Origin of the sequence: uncultured Fretibacterium sp. (assembly GCF_938040765.1) — a bacterium.
Lineage (GTDB): Bacteria > Synergistota > Synergistia > Synergistales > Aminobacteriaceae > CAJPSE01.
Map to the genome: position 1 here is coordinate 1 of NZ_CALIAA010000300.1, position 4,010 is coordinate 4,010.

At 65.1% G+C, this 4,010-nt stretch carries 2 protein-coding genes; both read right to left on the reverse strand.

What is annotated here, in order from left to right:
• On the reverse strand, positions 1–2,753 hold a 2,753-nt coding region (locus Q0176_RS10460; protein WP_299302607.1), incomplete at its 3' end, for a S8 family serine peptidase.
• A 93-nt stretch (positions 2,754–2,846) separates the two neighbouring features.
• Positions 2,847–4,010, reverse strand: a 1,164-nt coding sequence (locus Q0176_RS10465; RefSeq protein ID WP_299302610.1) for a hypothetical protein, incomplete at its 5' end; no start/stop codon positions are given.

Here is a 4,010-nt window from a genome sequence, read left to right on the forward strand (position 1 = left end):
TGCTTCTTCATGGACTTCAGGAGGACTCCCCGTTCGCCCAGGCCGATGGTCCGCTCACCCTCGACGCCCTCCATCCTGCAGCGTATCGACCGGATGCTGGCCGTATCCCACTGCCCCTTGGCCACCTTGCCTGCGATCCGAAGTCCGTAGCTCAGGGCCTGGGTGGAGGCGGTCCGCTCGAGGGGGTCCGCCTCCGGATCCTCCGCGAGGGCCATCGTGCCTTTCTCCCGCACGGTCTCGACCGTTATCGTCCCGGGTACGAACCCGGTGGCGTCCGCCTTCAGGGAGCCCGCGACCAGCGGCTTGGGCAGCGATATCCGCGTCTCGAGCTTCACGGGCACGTTGCCCGCCGCGTCCGGCTCGCCCACGGTGATCCCCCACTGTTCGGGGTCCCTCGGGACGGAGTTGTCGTCCGGGTTTTCCGGCTCATCCGGCCTGGGCTTTTCCGGCGATGGCTTGCCGGGAGAGGGGTCCTTGGGTCTGTCCGGCGCGGGGTCCTGAGGCCTGGGGCTGGGCCCGGGATTGGGATTGGGCCCGGGATTGGGCCCAGGGTTAGGGTTAGGATTGGGGTTGGGATTGGGCTGCGTGGGGTCGGAGGGATCCTTGAAGCCACGCATATCCTTGATCATCATCGGGGACGGAGACAGCGTCGCTTCAATAACGTCATTCCATTCCCTGACCTTGTATCGGATCGAGGCGATCCCGAACGCCTTGAGCCGAGCGGTTGGGATCCTGCCCCTCCAGATGAGCCGCCATCCGCTTCCGTCCTGTGCGTAGTCGAAGTACGCCGCCGTGATCAACTCGACTCCGGGAACGTCGACGACTTCGACATCGGGGCTCGAAGGGCTGCGCCACCCCGTATTGAAGGGAGCCTCCACCCAGACGCGGCAGGTATCGCCGTCGGATTCCTTATTGATGAAGACCTTCCAGTTTCCTTTTTTCAGGACCACCGGGGACGGCGGAATGGGCGGATACCCCGCGATCCTGCGGAGAAGCATGGGCGCGCCCTGCAGTTTTGCGGCGAAGCTGCGGTTATCAACCTCGTAGGTGAGCCTCCTGAGGACGGTATAGTCCAACGGGTCCTCCGAGATTGTCCCCTCGATGCGGATTCGCCCTATCTCTGAGGAAACGTCCAGGACAGCCTGAACGCTCTCCGGGTCGTTCCTCCAGAAAACCTTTACGGCACCGGGCGCTTTGCCCTTCAAGGGCTTAAGGTCGAAGCTCGCCGTGAGGATGACCTTTTTATATCCCGCCCTTCCGGGCCCCACAGAGATGTTCCAGGAGTCCCGCGGGACCTCGAGGGGGTGAGGGGAGGTGGAGCCTCCGGTCTTGAGCCGATCGTACGCACCCTTCACGTCCAGCATTCCCCAAACGGAGAGCTTCTGCCCCAACGCGTTGAGCCCCACGTGGTTGGGCCCCTCCGGATCGGGTTTCGCGACGGGATTGATCCCTCGGTTGGCCCCCTCCAGAATGGCCGCCTTGAGCTCCGAGGCTTTTTTGTCCGGGAAGATGGAGGCCAGAAGGGAAATCGCCCCCGCCACGTGAGGCGCCGCCATGGAGGTGCCGCTCCACCGGTCATAATCCTTATTGTACGGCAAGCCATTCTCATTGGGAGCCTCTCGCGGGATCGAGCTCAGAATGCCGGACCCGGGGGCCGCGATGTCGACGTTCGTATCGCTCCAGTTGCTGAAGGAAGCCCCCTGGTCGTCGCTCTGCATGGCGCCCACGACGACCAGATTGTCGATTCCGATGTAGGAGGCCGGGTAGACGTAATGGCCCTGCACGACGCTCCTTGCGTAGTCCGTGAAGGGGGCCGGCCTGCCGACCTCGAGCCCCTCGTTTCCGGCCGCGACCACGATCACGGTCCGATCCAGGTCGCTCAGCGCCTTGTAGGCCCGCCACATGGGCGATCCAACGTTTTTCCCCGGACTGTTGCGCTCGTATCCTCCAAGCGACAGGTTCACGGCGGGGACCTTCAAGGAGGGGTTCCCTTGCAGGAGCTTCGTCAGGTAGTCGAGGGCCTTCGCGATGTCGGCGTCCGACGCGCCGTCCTTCCCGTCCGGAAAGACCTTGAGCGCGATGATCCCCCCGTTCCAGTTGAGCCCGACCACGCCCTTGGCATTGTTCCCCGTCGCCGCGATGGTCCCGGAGACGTGGGACCCGTGGCCCTTCCTGTCCTCGATGTCCTTTTCCTCTCCACCGCAGCAGTTACGGCTGTACTCCAAGCTGAAGCGGTCCTTCAGGTCCTCGTGGTCCCTGGCGATGCCCGTATCGATGACCGCCGTGTAGACGTCCGGACTGCCCGTCGTCGTATCCCACACCTCCGGGGCTCTGATCTTCTTCATCCCCCAAAGGCTGCCGTCCGCATACTGGGGGTCGTCCGGGCTTTTCAAAGGGTAGACCCTGTAGTTCGGAGAGGCGGCCAGGACGTTGGGGTTCTTCTCCAATTCCCGGACTAGCTCCTCCGTTGTCTTATGGTCCGACGCCACCAGGGCGAAGACCTCCCTGCCGGATGCCTCGGACAGCGCGGGATACGTGCTGAGGACCCGGGCCCGGGCGGAGGCCGCCACGCGGTTCAGCTGGCTTCGGGCCCCCCCGTGGGAGACGTCCGCGGCCGTCACGTGCGAGACCCCGCCCTTCAGCACCACCAGGGCCTGCCCCTCGACGTACTCCGAGCGCTCCGATCCCCAGGCCGTCGCCGACAGCAGACAGGCCAGCAGGACCGAGAGCCAACACCTGCAACGCTTCAACATCGAAACACTCCTTTACCTTTGCTCCCAGTAGCGACATACGCGGCCCCCCACCCCCCAGGGGCACGGCGGGGGAGAGCCGCATGACATGCTGTCTTATCTTGCCTTAAACACTTTGCGGAACGGGAACGGAGCCGCAGCGGAGAGGAGGAGCAGTCCCCCGAAGCCGGCGTCGCAACCGCCGCTCCCGGAGGTTTTCCTCTCCTCGGGCTTTACCTCCGGCTCCTGCTTTTTCATGGACTTCAGGAGGACTCCCCGTTCGCCCAGGCCGATGGTCCTCTCGCCCTCGACGCCCTCCAGCCTGCAGCGTATCGCCCGGATGCTGGCCGTATCCCACTGGCCCCTGGCCACCTTGCCCGAGATACGAAGCCCGTAGCTCGAGGCCTGGGCAGATGCAGCCTCCTGTTCCATAGCCTCTGCCTCCAGCCCCTCCGCCAAGGCCTTCGCGCCGCCTTCCTGAACGGCCTCGACCGTGAGCGTCCCGGGGACGAACCCAGTGGCGTCCGCCTTCAGGGAACCCGCGACCGGCGGCTTGGGCAGCGATATCCTCACCTGCAGCCTCACGGGCACGTTCCCCGCCGCGTCCGGCTCGCCTGTCGTCACCTCCCACTGCTCCGGATCCCTCGGGACGGCATTCTCGTCCGGGTCCGCCGGGGTGTCCGGCTGGGGCTTGTCCGGCGACGGCTGGTCAGGCTTGTCAGGAGAGGGGGTGGGATTGGGCCCGGGGTTCGGGTTAGGGTTAGGATTGGGGTTGGGCCCAGGGTTGGGATTGGGATTGGGGTTCGGGTTCGGCTGCGGCGCGGGATTCTCCGGGGCCTTGACGTCCTCGAAGACCTCGAGCAGGATCGTGAACTTATCGTCGTCCAGGTGAACCCGGGCGCTTGCGTCCTCAGAGGCGGCATTGCCCGGGACGATGTCCTTCGAGGCGTTCAGCCAGGAGACCCGGACCTTCGCAAAGGCTTCCCCCGCCGCGTCCTTGGCGCTCAGCTTCTTCCAGTTATCCGCCTTAACGGAACCGACCAGGGATATCCAGCCCTTTTTGAGCGTCCTGGCGGTAAGCTGCGAGGGGTCCAGCTGGATGGTCAGGCGGGGCCCATCGCCTCCCAGGTAGTAATAATCGATCGTCTTGGCCTTGAAGATGGGGCTCCTGTCCGCCGCCTCGGCGCGCGTGCCGGCGACGTCGCCGTCATTGGGAACGACGCCGATGCGGCTGTATTTCCCCAGGCTCAGGTCCACGTTCCTGGAGAGGTCCCTGGCGCC